Raw genomic sequence first — 19,824 nt, forward strand, 5'->3', positions numbered from 1 at the left:
ACCATATTTTTCAACTAAAACAAGTGATATTTTACAAAATTTAAAAAAAATATCACTAATATTGAAGTATATAAATAGTTAGTCTTTAGGTTACTTTTGTAATGCTATAATTGCAGAGTTCAGGTAAAAATCACTCCACCCCACATCCACTCCAACTCTAACTCCATTAGCGCCATAGCCTCAATGCACCTAGAACTCTTACTCTTAGTACCTTTCTATCTTGAGTAAATATGTATGGACGCTTTGCCCCTCCTAAGACAAGCTTTGTTCTCTTTTCCCATCATAGTTGCCTGACTAAACTGCTCACAATAAATGTCGTCAGCTATTGCCAGCCATTACCCTGGCAATCACTGGCTCTAGCCTGAGCAAGAGCACAGGCATGGTCAAAGACAAGGTCAAAGGCATAGGCAAGAGCAATGGCAAAGCCAATGGCCTAAACCATATCAGTAGGCGATACGGGTAAGCTCTTTACTTGAGATATTTAGCTTTTATAAATTGGCCTTGTGATGGCATAATCTAGGTAATTGCACCATATGACTGAAATTTGATGTCGGTAATATTACATACCAGAATCTTATTTAAAATTGTGAATATTTACGTATTTGCTATTTTTATCCTAATTGATAGGATTTATTCTATAGTCAATACATCGTTTCTAATAATACTTATCTTGTCGGCTAGATTTTTGCATAGTGGTGCAAGGTTGCTTTAATATCTTGCAAAGATCACTTAAAATAAGCACACTCAAAAGTATTAATAGTTGTTAATTTATTTATAGAGATAATAGCGGTTTTGCTGATGGAGAGATCAGGGGCCACCTGAGCTTATTAATTATGTATTTAGACACCCATTTGATACAAGGTATATGCAAAAACCTTGTTACAAGAGCTAAAGGTGCTTTGGATAGTGCTAACCATCCGAGCTCTTTATTCGTGTCTAAAAACTCCATTAAGCGCACTTTATTAGCTTTAAGCTTAGTACCTTTACTAGCTTTAAGCTCCCCATTAGTTTTTGCTCAAGATAATGAAACTTTTTCTAGTACTGAAGAAGATAGAGTTAAGAATAATCCAAACCTCAACTATGAGCTTGAGCTTTTAACTCAGCATGCCCAAATCGCATCTAATTACAACAATAATTACAACTCTTTAAAGCAAGTTAAACAACCAGCTAATAAGAGTGAAAAGTGCGATTTAAGCTCTGATCTTTTAGATCCAATTTTATCTTCTAACTCTATGGTCTTTTGGGAAGGTAGCTGCAAAAACGATCAAGCTGATGGCTTTGGTCGTGTCTATATCATTACATCAGGACGTATCGTCTTTGAAATGTTGGCTAACTTTAATTCCGACAACAATGATTTGACCACAGCTTATTACACCAAAAACACCAAAATTGACTCTCGTACTATCTATTTTTATGGCAAGTCTAATCGCTATCAAAGTAGTGGTATTCTCATTACCCAAAGCCGTGTTGATAACGACTTATTAGTGGGTATGCAAACAGTTGATAAGGTTAAGCTTATTACTTATCAAAAAGAGACTTCTAAAAACTCCAAATACGTTCTTAACATTAAGGACTATGGTAATTTCGTGCACTTTATTCACGATCTCATTCATACCCCTTATCGCTCCTTATCAATGTCCTATCGCTTAACCAATAGAGCTACTAACACTAACTATGGTTATAACTTTACAGGACAAACTGATGGCAGCATTATTGGCAATTATGTAGATCAACAAAATAACTCTATTCAGTCCGCCATTCCTGTGGATGTGCTTGATCACGTTATGGATCTCAATCGTGAAATTGATATCAATGTTGAGGGTGCACTTAAGAATGTTATTGAGGCTCTTCCAGTAATAGATGCCTACAAGAACGTAGTTTGTAGTGATTCCTATCAAAATCCTACTTGCACCAAGATGAAGTGTAAGGATATTTGTAACCTTAACAAAGAAATTACCCCTGATGATAATGAAGTTAAAGAGCTCTTACTACGCTTAGTAGATCACCACAATAGCAAGCCATTGGTAGCTTATTTAAATAAAGCTAAGACCTTTATGGGTACAGGCAATCTTAATCCAGAATATGACGCTCAAGATAATCTAGCTAATAGCGCCAATAAACAAGCTGCCATAAACAACCCAGATCAATTACAGGCTGCCGTTAATATTGATGGCTCTGCTTCTAGCACTATTGAGCAAGCTTATAGATTTTCACCTGCCCAAAACTATCAAGGTAGTGACTTTAATCCAGCGGCTAATCCTAATAGTGCAGATGCTTTAGGAACTAGTGCATTAAATCAAAATGCTATTAGAGAAGGTGGTTTATCATTTGGTAATCAGGTCAATGCAGATAGCACTGTACGTAGCCAACTTTATGAGGCTAAAGGCCCTAGTCTTTCATACGACCACTATAGTGCTGATGGTGATGTTAACCTCAATGAGCATCCACAGATACCAAAAGATACTCCAAACTTAGCACCTAACAATCTAAGAGCCAATGACCCATTATCACAAGCAGGTAAGGCTCAAAGTCAAAAAGAGCTACAAGCAAAGATTGATAAAGAAAAGGCTATTAGACAAGCTCAAGAGGCAGAGAATAAACGTCGTCAAGAAGAGCGCCGTCAAGAAATCTTAGAGCGACAAAGACAAGGTGATCAATTTAACGAATTACCTCCACCTATAGACTTTAGTCAAGTCGAAGAAGATCCTTATTAATTACATACCCTTATCTAACAAAGATAAGGGTATTTTATTTTACAGCCCCAAAACCTTAAAAATAGCGAAAACTGCTACAGCAATATTATGGCTTACTGCCCTTAGTACTACAGGACTTTAATGCCTAGACTGCGCACATTTTTAGTGCTATGGCGTGAAAGGCTTTAGTTATTTGCAAGTTATTGGTGCAATTTGTGGTTGTAAACTAGCTTTTAATACTTTTTTGCACTGCTCTTAGTCTTATTTAGGGTACGATATTTAGTTGTTTGTTTTCTTAATAAGAGGCCATTTAGTTCTTATTAAGTATTGTCCAAGATTTAATCTTTAGAGGATTGATCATGAGCTTTGTTAGTAAAGTAGTAGTTCCACAGGGTGAGAAGATTACAATTGATATCACTGGTAAGCTTCAAGTGCCAAATAACCCTATTATTCCATTTATTCGTGGTGATGGCATTGGTGCTGACATTACCCCTGTAATGCACGAAGTGGTTAACGCTGCTGTAGCCAAGGCCTATGACAATCAAAAACAAATTTCCTGGATGGAAATTTATGCAGGTGGTCGCTCCTGTGAGGTTTATGGTGAGTTTGTTTACTTACCAGATGAGACCATGGAGTTCATTAAAGACTATCACGTAGCCATTAAAGGCCCTCTTACTACTCCAGTAGGCGGCGGCATTCGCTCTTTAAACGTAGCCATGCGCCAGGGCTTAGATCTCTATATCTGCTTACGTCCAGTTCGCTATTTTAAGGGTACTCCAAGCCCTGTTAAGCAGCCTGAGCTTACCGATACTATTATCTTCCGTGAGAATGCTGAAGATATTTATGCTGGTATTGAGTGGGAGGCAGATAGCGAGGGTGCCAAGCAAGTAATTGACTTCTTACAAAACTCTATGGGCGTTAAGAAGTTACGCTTTACTGAGCATTGTGGTATTGGTATTAAGCCAATGAGTAAGCCAGGTACTGAGCGTCTTATCAGAGCTGCTATTAACTATGCTATCGACCACGATCGCAAGAGCGTAACCATTGTCCACAAGGGCAATATTATGAAGTTTACCGAAGGTGGCTTCAAGAAGTGGGGCTATGAGCTTGCTCAAAATGAATTTGGTGCTACTACTGATGACAAGGGTGTAGTATCTTTCAAGAATCCAAATACTGGCCGCCAAATTGTTATTAAGGATGTGATTGCTGATGCCTTCTTACAAAACATCCTACTCTACCCAGCTGATTACGATGTAGTAGCTGCTATGAATCTCAATGGCGACTATATCTCTGATGCCTTAGCTGCTATTGTTGGTGGTATTGGTATTGCCCCAGGCGCTAATATTGGCTCTCAAGCTGCTATTTTCGAGGCTACCCACGGCACCGCACCTACTATTGCAGGTAAGGGCATTGCCAACCCAGGCTCCATTATTCTCTCAGCTGAGCTCATGCTCCGTCATTTAGGTTGGAATGAGGCTGCTGATCTCATTATCAAGGGTATGGAAGGTGCTATTAGTGCAGGGCAAGTAACCTCTGACTTTGCTACCCATATGCCAGGCGCTAAGGCTCTATCCTCTGAGCAGTTTGGTCAGGCTATTATTGCCCACATGTAAGTTTTTAGCTCTTAGCAACAATTTAACTTACCAAGCCTACTCTTTGGTCTTACGACCAAAAGTAGGCTTTTTATTTTCAATCACACCTGCTACGTCCAGGCATACCAAGGCTATGCCTAAGAGCCATACAAAAGAACCTGGCCTTAGCAAATGCCCAAAGGCATTATCTTAGGCGTGACCATAAACATTCCATTTGCATGGCCTAATCATGGCAATGCTTTGACTATACACACTATCATGGCTCTTATTTGGGTTTTATCAGGTTGGAGCTTAATTTTACCTTAAGAGTGTTTGGGGCTAAATTTACAGGCATAGTGCATATTTTTGCTCCAGTTGTCATGGCACTACAAAAAATAGCTTATCTTTGTTAAAATCTGCAATTTGTTAAGCTTTTTGCTCTACTTTAGCTACTTAAGCAGAGCAGAGATTTTTCTATTTAAACATTAGAGGCTGATATGGCTGAGCGTTTTAAACCACACCTTACTGTAGCTCTAATTATTGAGCATGAAGGTCGTTTTTTAATGGTTGAAGAGTACCAAGAAACTGGTGAGTTATGTTTTGGTACTGTAGCTGGTCACGTAGAGGCCAAAGAAAGCATTATTGAAGCAGCATTGCGTGAAGGTTTAGAAGAATGCGGCTGCCCAGTTGAGCTTGATTATTTAGTAGGCGTTTATGATTACGTAAAAGACTACGAAACCATTTTACGCTTCACTTTCAAGGCTCATTTAAAGGATCAAGATCCTAACCAAGTTAAAATTAGCGATCCTGATGGTGATATCGTAGCTATTAAGTGGATGACTAAAGAGGAAATCTTTGAGGGTAAAAAAATGTGGCGTACCCGCCTCATTGGCCCAAATTATGAGGACTACTTTAACGGTCAACAAGTTCCTCTTTCATTTATTACTACTGTACGTTCTTAAAAACTTATGTCTGATACCCTATTTAGCCCTGATCACGAATTTAAAAGTGCTATCCCTTATGAGCAATTGCAAGGCAAGCATGTAGTTGTTGGTGTTTCAGGTGGCGTAGACTCCTCACTATCAGCTGCTTTATTAAAAGAAGCAGGCATGAAAGTTACTGCCCTCTTTATGAAAAACTGGGAAGAGGATGATACCGATAGCTATTGCTCAGCTGCTCAAGATAGACAAGATGCTCAGCAAGTCTGTGATACTTTAGGTATTGAGCTTAAAACCATTAACTTTGCTGCCGAATATTGGGATCGAGTTTTTGAAAACTTTTTAAGTGAGTACCGTGCAGGACGCACTCCTAACCCTGATATCTTATGTAATAAAGAAATCAAGTTTAAAGCCTTTTTAGACTATGCTCTAGAGGATTTAAATGCTGATTTTATTGCTACAGGTCACTATTGCTTACGTAGTTTTGACCATGGTATCGATGGCCCTGCTCACTTATTAAGAGGCCTTGATAAGAATAAAGATCAAAGCTACTTTTTACATGCCATAGGCCCTAATAAGCTACACAAAGTCTTATTCCCTGTAGGTCATATCGAAAAGCCTTTAGTCAGACAAATGGCTCAAGAGCGTGGCTTAGTAACCGCTAGAAAGAAGGATAGTACAGGTATTTGCTTTATTGGCGAAAAGCGTTTTGGTCAATTTTTACATCAGTACCTTCCAGATGCTTCAACACCAGGCCCTATTATTTCTACAGACAATAAAGTAGTAGGTGAACACCCTGGCCTTATGTATTGCACTATCGGACAAAGAAAGGGTCTGCATATTGGCGGCAGCGCTGATGGTACTGGTGAGGCATGGTATGTAGTTGACAAAGATATGAGCCGTAATGCTCTAATCGTTGCTCAAGGACATAACCACAAAGCACTCTTTTCTAATGGTTTATGGGCCAGCAATGATACTTGGATCATTGGTATGCCACCTACTCCATTAAAATGTACTTGTAAGGTACGCTATCGTCAGCCTGATGTTAAATGTACTTTAGAGCGTGTCGATCACGCTTTAGATGGAGTAAATGTACGCTCCATGCTGAAAGTAACTTTTGATGAGCCAGTTTCTGCTGTAGCCCCAGGCCAATCTGTAGTCTTTTATAATGGACAAGATTGTTTAGGTGGAGCCATTATTGAAGCTCCCATTAAAGATTAATTTAGCTAATACGCATTAATAATTTGGAAAGGATTGTATGGCCAGTGTAACTTACTTTGAAACTATTGCTCTTGCAGCACTGTTCCAGTCAGCTGCTCAAATCCAACGCATTGCACGTTTTGGAGCTGTTGACGAAAAAGCAATTGCACCTTTAATGCGTGCTTTAGTGATCACCAATCCTCAAACTATTGAGGAAATTTATGATCCTAAAACCATTATCCCTGGCTTAAATCAATTACTGACCTCTTTATACCCTAAAGAGGCAGCTCAGCCAAAGAATGCTGAACTTATTAAAGTAGCTTTTAGCATTATTGGTTTAGCTGGTACTTTAGAAAAGCAAGAGCCAATTTTTCAACAATTAGATCGTGAAGTTGATGTTCTAAGAGAGAATGTTTTAACTTTACACCCTGATTATGAAAAAGCCTCTGAAAACATCCTTATGGACTATGATGTTATCAAGCTTTATTCCAAAATTTATAGTGCTTTAATTAGCCCTAATTTCCCTAAGCTCATTATTTATGGCGAAGAAAGCTACTTACGCCGTACTGAGCTTCAAGAAATGATTCGTGCTTTATTATTATCTGGTATTCGTGCTAGCTTGCTTTGGCACCAAGTAGGCGGCAAGCGCTACTCCTTGATGTTCCGTTATAAGGATATTATTGAGTGTGCCCGCCAAGTTATTAATGATAATAATAAGTAATATCCAAAGATTTTCTTATAACTAATAAGCCACCTTGGTTGTGGCTTTTAGCTTTTAAGTTTTTAGCTTTATAAGCTAAGAAATATGAGCGCATCCTGTGCACTTAGTTAACTAAATGTTACTTCTTTTTTTGAGGTTAAGTTATGCAATTATCGCCTATCACTGCGATTTCACCACTTGATGGTCGCTATGAATCAAAGGTTCAAGAGTTACGTGCCATTTTCTCTGAATATGGCTTGATGCGCTTTAGAGTACAAGTAGAACTCACTTGGCTCAAGATGTTAGCAGCTTGCCCACAAATTAAAGAGGTTCCAGAGTTCTCTGCTGAGGCTATAGCTTTTATTGACAACATTATTGAAAACTTCTCTATTGAAGATGCTGAGGATATCAAGCGTCGTGAGGCAGTTACCAATCATGATGTTAAGGCAGTTGAGTACTTCTTAAAGGACAAGACCTCTACCAATGAAGAAATTGCTAAGGTTAAGGAGTTTATCCACTTTGCATGTACTTCTGAGGACATTAACAACAACTCTCACGCTTTAATGCTTAAGACTGCTCGTGAAGAGGTAATCTTACCTTTATGCGATAAGTTAATTGAAGAGATCACTCGTCTTGCACATGAGTACGTTAACCTACCACTCTTAGCTCGCACTCACGGTCAGCCAGCTTCCCCTACCACCTTAGGTAAGGAAATGGCTAACGTAGCTTATCGTTTACGCCGTCAACGTAAGCAAATTGCTGAGGTTGAAATTTTAGGCAAGATCAATGGTGCTGTAGGCAACTACAATGCTCACTATAGCGCCTACCCAGAGGTAGATTGGCCATCTTTAGCTAAGAACTTTGAAGAGTCCTTAGGCTTAACTTGGAATCCTTTCACCACTCAGATCGAGCCACACGACTATATTGCTGAGCTTTTCAACGCTATCGAGCGTTTTAACACCATCGTTTTAGATTTTGACCGTGATATTTGGGGCTACATTTCTTACGGCACCTTCACTCAAAAGACTATTGCTGGTGAGATTGGCTCTTCTACTATGCCACACAAGGTTAACCCAATTGACTTTGAAAACTCAGAGGGTAACTTAGGCTTAGCCAATGCTATCTTTGCTCACTTAGCTAACAAGCTCCCAGTATCCCGTTTCCAACGTGATTTAACTGACTCTACAGTGTTACGTAACTTAGGTGTTGCTTGCGGTTACTCAATCTTAGCTTGGAAGAGCACCTTAAAGGGCATTTCTAAGTTACAAGCTAACGAAGCTCACGTACGTGACGAGCTTAACCACAACTGGGAAGTTTTAGCTGAGCCATACCAGACTGTAATGCGTCGTTATGGCATTGCCAACCCATATGAGAAGTTAAAGGAACTAACTCGTGGTCGTGAGGTAAACAAGGAAACTATGCTTACCTTTATTGACACCTTAGAGATCCCTGAGGAGGCTAAGGAGAACTTACGTAAGTTAACTCCTGAGACCTATATTGGTATTGCCGATAAGATCACTGCCACTTTATAAGAGATCTTTTAGCTAATAGCTTTTAAGCTTGGCTCTTAAAATAGAGCATAAGCTCGTAGGGCATAGGAAGTTTTGATTAACTACTATGCCCTACTTAAGTTATCATGAGGGCTTTTTAGCCCTTTTGCTTTGGTGTATCCAATCTAGGGATTTTAAACCACAAAGATCTCTAGCTTGGTTGCATCTTTAAGACAAAAACCATATTCGTGCTCTTCTCGAGCATCAAGCTTTAATTGTTTCTTGCGCCCTGCGCTTGATAAAAGCCGTACATAACAACACTAACTTGTGTATGTAGGTACCATAGTCTTATTTAGCTTATATTGTTTGTTCCTAGTAATGATGCTTAACTCTAGTGTAAACAATTATGCCTATTACTTAAGACTTAATAGACAAGGCAACAAAGTACTAAGAACTATCCTTGGTGCTTTAGTCTTTTACAATACAAAGATCATCTCAATAGCCTCTATAGTCAGGTAATCACGACCCTATAGATTTAATGCAACTTGAGCACTGACTTATTAATAATGCTTAAATACCAAGTAAGCGTACCTGACTTAACTTAATACCCAGGCGACCTTACTTTTTAAGCTCTCTTTGTCTTAATGTATGCTCATTTGTAATCACTATAGATGAAATTACCGAGGCCAATTTTGAGCCAGACACGCGAACGTTATTTTGAGTGGATCCTTGTGGGTCTAATTCTCATTATGGGTAGCTTGCTTTTCTATCAAGCATTGCCTTTTTTAAACGGTACTTTGGGTGCTATCACTCTCTATATCTTATTAAGAAGGGTTAATCTATTACTCTCTACCCGCTTCTCTCCATCCATAGCTCCATGGATTATTACTATAGCTGTTACTATTTTTGTACTGATACCATTATCTATTTTCTTATGGTATCTCATTGATTTGGTACAAAGCGTCAACTTTGACGTACAAGTAATTATCAAGCGCTTTACTGATACTATTCGCTATCTGGAAAGAACTACCAATTTACAGATTGTTTCTGAAAAATCAGTAGCCTTTATTACTGCCAAAGGAACAGCCTTTGTTAACTCTTTAATGGCTGGTATCAATAACGCTGCTATCAATCTCTTTACTACTATCTTAATCTTATTCTTCTTGCTTGCAGGTGGAGTAAAGATGGAGATTGCTATTGCCCGTTGCTTACCTTTTTCTGATAACAACAAGCACACTATTATTAATAAAGTAAGCACCATCGTACGCTCTAATGCTATTGGTATTCCTTTATTAGCCATGATTCAAGGTGGTGTTGCTGCTGTAGGTTATTGGATTTGCGGCGTTAATAATCCAATTGAATTTGGTGCACTAACTGGTTTTGCCTCCATGATTCCAATTGTAGGCTCTATGTTAGTGTGGATACCTTTAGCTATTGTTCAATATTTTGAGCAAGGCACAGCTGCTAGTATTTATGTAGCTTTATATGGCGTGATTGTCATTTCCCAGTGTGACAATGTATTGCGCATGTTTATGCAAAAGCGCATGGCTAATACTCACCCATTAATTACTATTTTTGGTGTGATTGCAGGTCTACCTTTATTTGGTTTTATGGGTTTAATTTTTGGCCCTCTCTTAGTGGCCATGTTCTTATTGTTCTTGGAAATGTTCATTAAGCAATACATTATTGGTGATGACTTAAGCCTCCAAGATGCAAAAGCCAAGCGTGCTCGTACCTTTGATCCACAATCAAGCATTAAGGCTAAGCATAAATCTCAAGAAGAATTTATTGCCCAAGCTACCATTAAGAGCAAGCAGCTCAAAAACCGTGCTCAAATCAAGCACCAAAACAAGCAAGAGCTCTTATCAGGCAAGCAAAGCTCACCTGCTTCCAAAGCCAGCACCAGTGCCAGCACCAGTGCCAGCACTAGCACTAGTGCTGCTAGCGCTGAAAGCAGCGCCTTAGCAAGCACTGCAACCAATACCAGTGCCAATGCACAAGCTAAGGCTAATAACAAGGCTAGCGACAAAGCTATTACTAGCACTAAAAATACAGCTAAGAACAAGGCTGACTTTAAGACTAGCAAGGCTGAGATTAAGCAACAAAAGCGTCAGGCTGCTAAATTAAGAGTTCAAGAGGAACAAGAGGCTAATGAAAGAGAATTAGCTAAAAAGACTCTTAGTGTTCCTAAAAGAGAACCAATTAACTTAGCTGAGCGCTCTTTATTAAACTTTAACCATATTCCAGACAATAACCATCTTTCTGATGATGCCCCTGGTAAAAATATGGTAGCCCGTGCTGTATCTCAAGCGATCAACTCTTTTGATAAGTTTGATGACTTAGATGGCAATATGGCATTTGGTGGCAGTGAGTTATTTAAAGATGACTACCTAACTGCTAATACCAAGCAACAATTAGCTAAAAAGCGCAGCTTTAGTAAGATGGATCTTGAACAAAAGCCAATTCCTTTTGTTCAGGCTAATGATTTATCATCAAGCGCCCGCCCAAGCTCAGATGAGGCAACCAAGGCTCAAGCAAATGCCCCAGAGCACAGCTCAAATGAGGTCAGTAATGAGCCTGTATTAAGTTCTAAGACTCAAGATAAGGGCAGCAAAGAGCAGAAAACTGAGCACCATGCACGTAATGCACGCTCTAATCGTAAAGATCGTAAAGATAAAGCTCATCGTAACGATAGAAGCGAGAAGAGTGAGCGTAACGAACGTAGCGAGCGTAACGAACGTAGCGAGCGTAATGAGCGCAAAGACCGCCCTGAGCGCAACGAGCGTAGCGAGCACAATAGCCGCAAAGATAGAGCTCACGCTAAGGCTAGCGATCGCCACAACAAAAAGAATGACAGAAGCTCAAGTTATGAACGTAACAAGAGCAATAGTAAGGCAAGTCGTACTCGTAAGAGCCATGATAGCCATAAATCACGTCGTGATAACTTAGGCTACCAAACCATGCGCTCTGAGCGTAGCTCTGCTGTAGCCCAAGAACCTGTTATTCGTACTGTGGTATCACACCAATATGGTAACTTTGATCTTAATAAGAGCCGCAGCTCAGGTCTTAAGACCCAATTGGTATCCATGCATACTGCTAAAGGCACAGTGGTGGCTCAACCGCCACGTCGTCGCCCATCAAAGCGTCGTCCATATCACTAAAAGCTTGCTAGCAAGTTAAAACAAAAGCCAGAGCCTTCCCAAACGAAGGACTCTGGCTTTTTAGTTTTGATTACTACTACCACCACCACCAGCACCAACCGCAACAGCAGCAGCATCAGCCACTGCAACAGCAACAAAGCTCAACAAGCACTACCGAACACCACCATAGACCTCATGGCAATTAATAAGAACCAAACGGCTCAACGCTGTAAACAAGCGTAATTTCATTAATTAGGCTACTAAAAATGAGATAGAGCCTAATCTTGACTAAATTTGCTATGATTAATGGCCGTTAGACATAGAGGCAATCTTACATGTAGTGCATAGAGTTGCTTTTTATTGCACTTAATTTTAAAATTTTGTTGTCACTATAGTTTTAATTTTTCATAGATAAGATTGGCTTATTTATGTGACTATCAGTCTTTAGTTTTAGCCTTAATATTTGGATCTAGCTTCACTTTTTTTAGCTCTGGTCACATATCTTTTGTTGCTCTCTAGCTATAATTTAGTATGTTAGTATTTTCCTTACAAAATTTTAGACGTTGTATGTTTATTATTAAATTGCTTGCCGTTTTTGTATAAGAATTTTATTTTTTGCTTTTGTTTACCACAACCTCATAGCTAAACAATTGGTCTTAATTGAGCTATTGGCTTGCTTTTATTTACAAGACAAAAGCAAACTTTGATGTTAGTTGTTAGCTTCTACAAACATCATTTTTATTATCAAGGTACTATGCTTGAGCCTGGTATTAGTCGTCTGTATTGTCTGTAGCATTGGATTTAGGAAAAATTGCATTAGTTTGCAATAAGGATTTTTTATGGTCAGTTATATTAGTGAAATTAAGCTCAAGCAAGGCTTGCGAAAAGTAACAGCTATTTCGCTTATCAGCCTAATATTGCTGTCCTTATTTGCTTTTTCTACAGTTAAAGTAGTTTCTTATGTATATACCTCAACTAATAATGCTGAGGTTGAAACAACTATTAATGAGTATGCCATTACCATTAAGAGAAAAGCCCAAGGTGAAATGAGAGCCTTGCGTACTCTCGCTATGTTTACCTCCAAAAGTGATGACATTACTAAGACCTATAGTGCTGTAGGAACTGATAATATTCCTTTTGATGTAGTAGGATTCTGGAATCTTGATGGTTCCTGTGAGCAGGTTTCTATTAGTGGCGCTCGTACTGATTCTCACTATAAGAATTTACCACCTCAAGTAAAAGTTGCCATTTCCTCTGCTTGGCTGGGACAAAGTGCTGTATCTGCCCCTTACTACTCCCCTACCATTGGTCAGGAAATGATCACCTATGCATCTCCAGTTCATGCTACCTCTGGCAATGTAATTGGAGCCCTCTCTGGAGCTGTAGGTCAGCGTTCTTTTGATACAGCTTTACAACAGCTCTCTATGGTTAACCAAGGAATGGATACCTTTTTATGTAATTCCTCTGGTTTTATCTTCTCAACTGGTGTTAACTCCATTATTCCTAACGATTTAAAATCGATTAATGACTTTACTGGTTTTGATGAGATTACTCATGAGCAAATTAAAGTTGGTCTAGTTTCCACCAATAGTATCCAAATTGAGACCCAGCTTTATAACAAGAGTTATTTAATTACCTTAACTCCTTTAGGTTTTTCTGATTGGTATATTGGCACCTTAAGCAATAATGAGTTTAGTGAAAGTCCTTACTTTAAGTCCATTATCATATTGATAGTAAGCTTGTGTGTGATCTTCACTTTATGTGCCTTCATTGCTGTTTACCTCTTTATCAGCATGAAGAGCAGCTATAAGACTCAGCTCTTAATTGCTCACTACGACCCAGTGACCGATGCTTATAACTACCAAAAGTTCTTATTAGAGTTTAGAAATATCGACTATCGTACTAATACAGACAGCACTTACTCTGTAGTATCTCTTAACATTCATGACTTTAACTATATTGAGGACATGTTAGGCGAACTCCAGACTGATGAGTTACTACGTATTATTGCTAATACTTTAAAAGAGCAAGATAGTATCTTAATGTTCTGCCACCACGAGCTAGATCAATTCTTTATGATCTTACGTCTCAGAGAGCAAAAAGAAATTGATGCTGAAATTCGTCGTATTATGAATTTATGCGTCAGCAGAATTAATGTAGAAGTTTCTACTATTCCTATTGTTATGTACGCTGGTGTGGCCTTTACTTATCCAGACTTAACTCCAGATAAGATTGTTAGCCGTGCTGAATTTGCTAAAAAGCAGATTACTAAGACCTATACCCACGCCGTACGCTTCTATGATGAGAATGCTTATAAGAAAGAAGCTTTCTTACATAGTATTGAAAAGAGTATGAGAGATGCTTTAATTAAGGAAGAGTTCAAACTATTCTTACAGCCAAAGATCGATTTAGCTACAGGAAAGGTCTATGCTGCCGAAGCCTTAGTTCGCTGGATTTCTGATAGTGATGTCATAGTATATCCAAACGACTTTATTCCTTTATTTGAGCAAAATGGCTTCTGTACTGAGCTTGACCTTTATATGTTTGATAAGGCTTGTGCTCATATTCGTTACTATATGGATAATGGTATTGAACCAATTTACTATTCCATTAACCAGACTAAACTTTTAATTTTCCAAAAGGGCTATACCGCTAAGTTAAAGGCCATTATTGATAAATATCAAATTCCGCCTAAATACTTAGTAATTGAAGTATTAGAAGATTTAGCCACCCATAATGTTAACGAGCTGAACAACCGTATTAATGAGCTTAAGAGCCTTGGCCTCTCTATTGCCTTGGACGACTTTGGTTCTGGCTATAGCTCCCTTAATATTGTTGCTGGCCTGGACATTGATGAAATTAAGTTTGATCGTGAGTTCTTATTAGCCGAAGATCCTGAGCAGATTAAGAAGAATCACATGATCTTACGAGTACTCTCTAAATTAGCCAAGGAACTTGGTATTCGTACTGTAGTTGAAGGTGTAGAGCGTCACGAAGATGTTGAGTTCTTAAAGAGCATCGATTGTGACCTGGCCCAAGGCTATTACTACGACCGCCCAATTCCTGTTGACGCTTTTGACAAGAAGTATATGTTCCCAGGCACTCCTTTAGAGGATAAGTCAGAGCCATCCAAAGATAGCCCTGATGCTAAGTAAGCTTTAGTTAACAAAAAGAAAACAGCCTCTGATACCACCTACTAAGCCTCATGGGGTTTAGTAGGTGTCAGAGGCTATTTGTTTTGTTTTAAAGTTACTGCTTATTTAAAGAGATTGGGATTTTCTTCAATAAAGGTACAACTACCTTTCATATCAAGATCACAAGCTTTTTGGACAAGCTCAATAATCTTAGGGCCATTAGCCTTATCACCCTTTTTAGTATAAGCGCCTACAGCTTGCTCGCAAGCAACACCAGATTTAAGATCACAGCCCTTAGTAAACCATTTAGCAGCACGATCTAGATTTACTCTAACCTTCTCTCCTTTTAAGAAAATGTAGCCTACCTTTAAGCAACTATCTACATCGCCGCCATTACATTTGCTTTCAAGACTCAATACATCCTTAGGAATACGTTGCGGAGCAGCTACAGTACTAAAAGACGTAGACATTAGCGCACAGGCAGCAACAGCTAAAACTAAAGTTTTTGGCAAGCCAAAAGCATGTTGAAACATATTAAGACTCCTTATAGATCGTAGCCATAAATAAAGGCTTTATAAAAGTATGATAATTTTATCTGTTAGCTCTATCCTAGGTCTATAAACTACATCACACTTTCCTTTGTCCTCTCATAAATTTCCAGCCGCCATCGCCCATCCATTCCCCCAATCATCAAGCCAAGCCAAGAACTGTAAAACCCCTTCCTCTCTTTAGCAAGCTCGCAAGCCTTTTTGTTGTTTTTACAACCAATAATATTGACTATTTTTTTTTTTACGCTAGAATTATACTACACAATTATTTCTTATATGTACGCTTGTTATGTATCTATGGAAAAGGCCTTATTTTCCGCCTTCTCTATTGAAGTAATCCCCATCAAATTGCTTTAAATAATTCTCTTACACCCCATGCTCTTGCACCATCAACTAAAGCTTAGCAAAGATGATAGCTGCAAGCAGCTATAGCCTTAGTAAGTAGAATAGTTTCTTTTGGTCAAAAATAAACAAGCCATGCACATTAAGAAGCTCCTCAAATTTAGATAACTTGGTCTTGTATTCATGAAAGTGCAAATTGCTGGCTTAACCAAATTAGCTCCCTATGTTTGTAATCAGTTAGCCAATCATGGCCTTATGATTAATTCACAAACTGCTATTAACCGCAATTTTCTTTTTAATGGCCCAGTTGAGATTTTTAGTAATTGCATTTTGACCAGAGTACAGATGGACGCTTATTCCTACATTAATAATGATGCTACCATTCGTACTACTAAGATTGGTCGCTACTGCTCTATTGGCAATCACGTAGACATAGGCATGCCTTTTCACAATTACAAATATGCTACTAGTTCAACGGCTATCTTTACAGGATGCAATTTTGAGCGCTATGTAGGTAAGCTACCTGATGTCTTTCCTTATGCTCTCGAGCATCAAGGGTCATTATCAGCAGAGCCAACTATAGGCAATGATGTCTGGATTGGTGCGCACGTAAAAATCCCTGCCTCAGTTAATATTGGACACGGTGCTGTGATTGGCACTAATGCCGTAATTACTAAAGATGTGCCTCCATATGCCATTATTCAAACCAGCACTAACAACCAAAAGCTAAAACCTAATGAGCTTAAATACCGCTTTAAGGATGAGGTAATTGCTGATTTGCTGGAAATTAACTGGTGGGATTATGATCTACTAAAGATGCTAGCTGCGGGCGTTAAAGTTCCTTATACCAAGATAGAGGACTTTATTAAGTTCTTTAAGAACGAAGACCTGAGCGCCTTCCCTATCATTCCAGATGACTGGAAATTATTAACTATTCTTTCTGAAAATAAGATTAAGCTTATCCCAGGTCAAAAAGATATGTTTATGGACTTTACCCATATCGATTTGCCTGACGAGCCTTAATTGAGAACTTGTCTATAAGTAAGCCTGTTTAATTAGGCTGGCACTGTTCTATCACAGCTTCGTCATGCCTTAGCAATATGGGTGTAATGCGAGCAGCCTAAGCCTAGGCATAAGCCTAAGCCTACTTTGTTGGCTTGGGCTTGGGCTTGGGCAGGATGGCTAAGCAAATTGGTACTTTTAGCAGTCTACTATCTGCTAAAAAACAAAAGGCAGAGATATCACTTTGGAATCTCTGCCTTGGGCAAAATAAAGGTAAAACTAGTTAGTCTTTGTAAGTAGCTGCAATCTTATAAATTGCTTCACAATCTTCTGGGGTAAGATGGACAAAATTACCTACAGACTTTTTAGAAAGGTAAAGCAGCTTTAAGAGCTTAGGAATATCATCAATGCTAGCGCCAATTTGTTCAAAATTAAGTGGCATGCCTAAGGATTTAAAGAAGCTTCTTAGTGCGACAATACCAGCTTTGGCAGTACGCTTAGGATCTTCAAAATCCATGCTCACACCAAAAACACGTGAGGCAAATTGAGCAAAACGCATTGGATTATGAGCCATAGTGTATTCCATCCAGGCTGGGAACATCACCGCTAAACCAGCACCATGTGCCACATCATAAAGAGCGCTTAATTGATGCTCTAAAGCATGAGTAGCCCAATCCTGTTCACGTCCTACACCGCAAATATCATTATGGGCTAAAGTTCCTGCCCACATAATATTGGCACGAGCTTCGTAGTTATTAGGATCATGAATTACACGTGGAGCAGTTTCTACAATAGAACACAAGACAGCTTCACAAGTTCTATCAGTGATAGAGACCTCTGGAGTATTAGTAAAGTAACGCTCCATAACATGGGCCATCATATCAACCACACCACAAGCGGTTTGATAAGCAGGCAAGGTCTTAGTAAGCTCAGGATTCAAAATAGAAAAGACAGGTACATTAAAGGCATGGGAAAGACCACACTTAAGAACATTACCGTCTACTTCCTTTTGAATTACAGCACTATTAGAGCCCTCAGAGCCAGCTGCTGGAATAGTAAGAACTACACCAATACCTAAGGCCTTAGTAGGTGCTCTCTTTTGTAAGAAGAAATCAAAGAAATCACCATTATCTAAAATGCCTATGGCTACAGCTTTAGCAGTATCTATTACTGAACCACCACCTACAGCTAAGACAAAATCAACCTGCTGCTCTCGGCCATAATCAATCATTTCATAGACCAGATCAGCACGAGGATTAGGCTCGACACCACCTTTACTTACAAACTCAATACCCTCTTGGGCTAAAGACTTTTCAACTCTCTGCAATAAGCCAGAGCGGACACAAGAGCCTCCACCATAAATAACAAATACTTTATTTACCTTAAGGTTTTTGACAATTGAGCCTACTTCATTTTCTCTACCTGCACCAAAATAATAGGCAGTAGGCTTATGAAAGTTAAAATTATCCATGACATTCCTCACTTACAAAGCAAATCTATTTTTGCGCCTTAGCAACATCAGGGGTTTGATTTACCTTAATCACACACTCGCTATCGTAATAACGACCACTATAAGGCATAAAGTCCTTGGATACGGCTCTATTTGGATAGTCACACTTACGAGTAATGCTTTCTACCCCTAAGAAAGACGCTAAAATCTTATTAGTCCAATAGTCAGGATTAGCACGCACATCAGCAACATAAACATACTTGTAGGTATATGCATGCATTGGGCTAACTACAATATGAGTTTTGCCAGCCTCAATCTGGGACAAAATCTCAGCATCTCGAGCCTTTTGATCATTATTTAAAATAATGGTGCAGTAGATAGCATTAATCATGGCGCTAACCATAAAGAGAGTGCCAAGAATTAACAATGCTTTACTAATTTTTGGAGGCAATAAATTATCAAAACGCTCTAGTGCAACCTTAGCTAGACCAATCACACCTACGATCATAAAAATAGTAAAAGGAGTGGCTGAGCGAGCTGGAAAATTAGGTGAAAAGATCATTAAAAATAAAGCAAAGACACCTGTATAAATGAACCACATACTGCCATGATATAAAGATGGCAAAGAGTATTGGAGCATGGCTGAGCGCACTTTAAAGCGTAAATAAACAGCCATAATCACTAATACAAAACAGGCTAATAAGCTTTCAAAGAAAATATCAACCGAACTAATGGTATGCTCTAAAGCATCAAAGCCTTTCTCCTCCATACTGTCTAAGCGTGCTTGATTGCCAGGAGCAAAGATTAACAAAGCAAAACCAATTAAAAAGCCTGTATAGCCCACACATTGCCACAGCTTTAAACGGTGCATTCTTAAATTAAAAAGCAAATACAAGCCCAGGCCAGTAGCTACAGCTGCTGCGGTGTTTTCATTAGACCAACCAGCTAGCACACCTAAGATAAACATCATAGGAAGTAGTACTAAGATATGAGTTTCCAGATCACGCTCCATAGAAATGCGATAAGGCAACAAAAAGATTAGTACTATAGTGGTTGTCCACAAATAATTGGCTGAGCTGACAATATTAAACACTACCTCACCATAAGCTCTTAACTGCATAAAGAGCAATAAAGAGATAATGAAAATAGGCATGAGGCGTAAGCGCAAGGTAGGCTTAATACCATAAGCGTTATAGTAAATAAATAAAATTAGCGTGACGTAGCATAATGCTTGAGCTACAGCAGATGCAGGCTTACCCCACCATAATAATGTCTGAGCAATAACATGAGCTACAGAGCGCCCGCCCCACTCAAAATAGTGGCGATATTGAGATACTAAAATATCACCAAATGAGCCTACAAAATCTTGAGTTCCTTGAACTAAGAAGTAGCGGTAATCATTTGCAAAATATGGGGTTAAATTTGAGCCCAATGCAATGAGGCCAAACCAAAATAATAAATAACAATAACTGCGAGTGCTTATTTTCATGCTACTGTCCATAATGCTTTGTTAGGAACATTAACCTAAGAGCCTAGCCTAACTTGCTCTAAAATCCCTTGCCTGCAATCTATATGCCCGTATAGCTTAACAAAGCTAACTTAGCACAAATTCAGTA

At 38.9% G+C, this 19,824-nt stretch carries 12 protein-coding genes; 9 read left to right on the top strand and 3 right to left on the bottom strand.

The features are described 5' to 3' along the window. Positions 1–932: 932 nt before the first annotated feature. The 8 genes from MXE38_RS01350 (at position 933) to MXE38_RS01385 (ending at position 14,887) form a co-directional block, all read left to right on the top strand. Positions 933–2,714, top strand: a complete 1,782-nt coding sequence (locus MXE38_RS01350) for a hypothetical protein (RefSeq protein WP_246910313.1) — start codon at positions 933–935, stop codon at positions 2,712–2,714. Between the two features lie 338 nt (positions 2,715–3,052). Next, entirely contained in the window at positions 3,053–4,306 is a 1,254-nt protein-coding gene (icd, locus tag MXE38_RS01355) for an NADP-dependent isocitrate dehydrogenase (RefSeq protein ID WP_246910316.1), read from the top strand. Positions 4,307–4,761: 455 nt separating this feature from the next. Next, entirely contained in the window at positions 4,762–5,226 is a 465-nt protein-coding gene (locus MXE38_RS01360; protein WP_246910318.1) for an NUDIX domain-containing protein, read from the top strand. A 6-nt stretch (positions 5,227–5,232) separates the two neighbouring features. Continuing rightward, positions 5,233–6,423: a tRNA 2-thiouridine(34) synthase MnmA gene (gene mnmA / locus MXE38_RS01365; RefSeq protein WP_246910320.1), complete on the top strand. Its 1,191-nt coding sequence runs from the start codon at positions 5,233–5,235 to the stop codon at positions 6,421–6,423. Between the two features lie 37 nt (positions 6,424–6,460). After that, positions 6,461–7,123, top strand: coding sequence for a DUF489 family protein (locus MXE38_RS01370; protein ID WP_246910322.1), 663 nt, complete (start codon positions 6,461–6,463; stop codon positions 7,121–7,123). A gap of 143 nt (positions 7,124–7,266) precedes the next feature. Beyond that, a complete protein-coding gene (purB, locus tag MXE38_RS01375; RefSeq protein WP_246910324.1) occupies positions 7,267–8,634 on the top strand; it encodes an adenylosuccinate lyase in 1,368 nt (455 codons plus the stop codon). A 629-nt stretch (positions 8,635–9,263) separates the two neighbouring features. Beyond that, positions 9,264–11,753 (top strand): AI-2E family transporter, encoded by a 2,490-nt coding sequence (locus MXE38_RS01380; protein WP_281503125.1) that lies wholly within the window; start codon positions 9,264–9,266, stop codon positions 11,751–11,753. Positions 11,754–12,571: 818 nt separating this feature from the next. Continuing rightward, positions 12,572–14,887 (top strand): EAL domain-containing protein, encoded by a 2,316-nt coding sequence (locus MXE38_RS01385; protein ID WP_246910328.1) that lies wholly within the window; start codon positions 12,572–12,574, stop codon positions 14,885–14,887. A 101-nt stretch (positions 14,888–14,988) separates the two neighbouring features. Here MXE38_RS01385 and MXE38_RS01390 read toward each other — a convergent pair whose 3' ends face one another. Further along, positions 14,989–15,399, bottom strand: a complete 411-nt coding sequence (locus MXE38_RS01390; RefSeq protein WP_246910330.1) for a tetratricopeptide repeat protein — start codon at positions 15,397–15,399, stop codon at positions 14,989–14,991. Positions 15,400–15,939: 540 nt separating this feature from the next. Here MXE38_RS01390 and MXE38_RS01395 point away from each other — a divergent pair. After that, entirely contained in the window at positions 15,940–16,779 is an 840-nt protein-coding gene (locus MXE38_RS01395) for a CatB-related O-acetyltransferase (RefSeq protein WP_246910333.1), read from the top strand. Positions 16,780–17,041: 262 nt separating this feature from the next. Here the strand turns inward: MXE38_RS01395 and MXE38_RS01400 are convergent, their stop codons facing one another. Beyond that, on the bottom strand, positions 17,042–18,229 hold the full coding sequence (locus tag MXE38_RS01400; protein WP_246910336.1) for an iron-containing alcohol dehydrogenase: 1,188 nt from the start codon (positions 18,227–18,229) through the stop codon (positions 17,042–17,044). Between the two features lie 25 nt (positions 18,230–18,254). Beyond that, positions 18,255–19,709, bottom strand: coding sequence for a DUF6056 family protein (locus MXE38_RS01405; protein WP_348647348.1), 1,455 nt, complete (start codon positions 19,707–19,709; stop codon positions 18,255–18,257). Positions 19,710–19,824: the final 115 nt, after the last annotated feature.

The organism is Anaerobiospirillum sp. NML120448, assembly GCF_023050945.1.
Taxonomy (GTDB): Bacteria; Pseudomonadota; Gammaproteobacteria; order Enterobacterales; family Succinivibrionaceae; genus Anaerobiospirillum.

Excerpts from the sequence above, each read along its gene's own strand:
- icd (WP_246910316.1), top strand. The coding sequence starts at position 3,053 with ATGAGCTTTGTTAGTAAAGTAGTAGTTCCACAGGGTGAGAAGATTACA.
- MXE38_RS01360 (WP_246910318.1), top strand. The coding sequence starts at position 4,762 with ATGGCTGAGCGTTTTAAACCACACCTTACTGTAGCTCTAATTATTGAG.
- mnmA (WP_246910320.1), top strand. The coding sequence starts at position 5,233 with ATGTCTGATACCCTATTTAGCCCTGATCACGAATTTAAAAGTGCTATC.
- MXE38_RS01370 (WP_246910322.1), top strand. The coding sequence starts at position 6,461 with ATGGCCAGTGTAACTTACTTTGAAACTATTGCTCTTGCAGCACTGTTC.
- purB (WP_246910324.1), top strand. The coding sequence starts at position 7,267 with ATGCAATTATCGCCTATCACTGCGATTTCACCACTTGATGGTCGCTAT.
- MXE38_RS01380 (WP_281503125.1), top strand. The coding sequence starts at position 9,264 with ATGAAATTACCGAGGCCAATTTTGAGCCAGACACGCGAACGTTATTTT.
- MXE38_RS01385 (WP_246910328.1), top strand. The coding sequence starts at position 12,572 with ATGGTCAGTTATATTAGTGAAATTAAGCTCAAGCAAGGCTTGCGAAAA.
- MXE38_RS01390 (WP_246910330.1), bottom strand. The coding sequence starts at position 15,399 with ATGTTTCAACATGCTTTTGGCTTGCCAAAAACTTTAGTTTTAGCTGTT.
- MXE38_RS01395 (WP_246910333.1), top strand. The coding sequence starts at position 15,940 with ATGAAAGTGCAAATTGCTGGCTTAACCAAATTAGCTCCCTATGTTTGT.
- MXE38_RS01400 (WP_246910336.1), bottom strand. The coding sequence starts at position 18,229 with ATGGATAATTTTAACTTTCATAAGCCTACTGCCTATTATTTTGGTGCA.
- MXE38_RS01405 (WP_348647348.1), bottom strand. The coding sequence starts at position 19,709 with ATGGACAGTAGCATGAAAATAAGCACTCGCAGTTATTGTTATTTATTA.